2 protein-coding genes are annotated in these 1,705 nt (G+C 73.5%); both read left to right on the top strand.

Annotation, left to right across the window (positions count from 1 at the left end):
* The first annotated feature begins 170 nt into the window (after positions 1 to 170).
* Positions 171 to 1,187, top strand: a complete 1,017-nt coding sequence (locus ABZ641_RS36130; RefSeq protein WP_359988708.1) for an acyl-CoA desaturase — start codon at positions 171 to 173, stop codon at positions 1,185 to 1,187.
* A 17-nt stretch (positions 1,188 to 1,204) separates the two neighbouring features.
* Positions 1,205 to 1,594, top strand: a complete 390-nt coding sequence (locus ABZ641_RS36125) for an STAS domain-containing protein (protein WP_359988706.1) — start codon at positions 1,205 to 1,207, stop codon at positions 1,592 to 1,594.
* The last annotated feature ends 111 nt before the right edge of the window (positions 1,595 to 1,705 follow it).

Raw genomic sequence — 1,705 nt, 5'->3', positions numbered from 1 at the left:
GGCCGCACGGGGGCGGGCACGCGGGCGAATGCTTGGCGGGGGGCCGCGACGGGCGTACCGTCGGAGGAGACCCGAACGAACGCCTCCCCCTTCTGCGGGCGGGAGACTCGCCGGGTCCGATCTGCCGCCCCAGACCCCGGCTGCGCCGCACCAATGGCGAAGGAGCCGGGATGGCCGTCACAGACCGCCGCGCCTCATCACTCTCCGACGGCGGCACCGACACCGCGCAACGCAGCACCGTCCCGGTGCCCTACGACGGGGTCTCGCCGTTCCCTCGTGTCGACCCCGCCGACCGGCACCGCGTCCCCCGATGGCAACTGGCTGCCACCGCAGTCGTGGTGACGTTCCCGTTCATCGCGCTGGTGATCGCCGTCGGATGGCTGTGGGGCAGCCTCGTCGGCCCGACCGATCTGATCCTGGCCGCCGCGTTCTACTGCCTCACCTGCCTCGGCGTGACACTCGGCTTCCACCGCGGCCTCACCCACGGCAGCTTCACACCCAACCGCCCGGTGAAGATCGCGACGGCGATCGCCGGGTCGATGAGCTTCCAGGGTGACGTGATCACCTGGGTCGCCACCCACCGCCGCCACCACGCCTTCACCGACCGCCCCGGCGATCCGCACTCCCCGTTCCGGTTCGGCACCAGCCTCGCCGGTGAGCTGCGCGGTCTTGTCCATGCCCACGTCGGCTGGCTGTTCACCGCCGACGTCACCCCGCCCGCCCGCTACGCACCGGACCTCCTCGCCGATGCGGACCTGCGAGCCGTCTCCCGGGCGTTCCCCGCCCTATGCGCGCTCTCCCTGGCGCTGCCCCTCGGGCTCGGCTGGGCCGTCAGCGGGAGTTGGCACGGCGCACTCACCGCCCTGGTGTGGGCCGGCCTCGTCCGGGTCGCCCTGCTGCAGCACGTGACGTGGAGCGTGAACTCGCTGTGCCACATGATCGGCCGACGCCCCTTCCGCACCCGCCGCCACGACCGCGCCACCAACCTGTGGCCCCTCGCGCTGCTGTCCTTCGGCGAGAGCTGGCACAACCTCCACCACGCCGACCCCACCTGCGCCCGCCACGGCGTCGACCGCGGACAGATCGACCCCACGGCCGCCGTCATCCGCCTGTTGGAGCGCCTCGGCTGGGTGCACGACGTCCGCTGGCCCGTCCCCGGCCGGCTCGAAACCCGACGGCTGTCCTGATCACTTGGAGCCGCACCATGCCCACCCCCGCTCCGGCCCTCCGCGTCACCGTTCTGCGTTCCGTGCCCGCCCGACGCGCCACCGTCCACGTGGCCGGCGAGCTCGACCTCGACTCCCTGGCGCCGCTGCGCGAGGCGCTCCACCGCTGCCTGAGCGCGGGGATCAGCACCATCGACATCGACACCCGGGACGTCACCTTCTGCGACGTCCGCGGCCTCAATCTGCTGCTGATCGCGGCCCGCCGGGCTGCCTCGGCCGGAGGCGTCCTGACGGTGCGACGCCCATCCGCCTCGGTGGCCCGCCTGCTGGACCTCACCGACACCACCGACTACCTGATCCCGGCACCGGGCCCGCCCCCGGCCGCACCCGGCCACGCGCCGAGTGCCGCGGCCGGGTACGCGTCGTGAGCGGTCATGATCAGCGACCTGATGGCCCGGACCCTGCCCCGGCTCCGAAGACAGGCGGGCACCCTGGAGTTCGACGCGCTCCGCGAGGCGGGGCGGCTCGCTCTCGGTGTG

The organism is Kitasatospora sp. NPDC007106 (genome assembly GCF_040634455.1).
Classification (GTDB): Bacteria; Actinomycetota; Actinomycetes; order Streptomycetales; family Streptomycetaceae; genus Kitasatospora; species Kitasatospora arboriphila.
This window is presented reverse-complemented; position numbering and strand designations above follow the sequence as displayed.

Coding starts and splice junctions, on each gene's coding strand:
- ABZ641_RS36130 (WP_359988708.1), top strand. CDS start 171: ATGGCCGTCACAGACCGCCGCGCCTCATCACTCTCCGACGGCGGCACC.
- ABZ641_RS36125 (WP_359988706.1), top strand. CDS start 1,205: ATGCCCACCCCCGCTCCGGCCCTCCGCGTCACCGTTCTGCGTTCCGTG.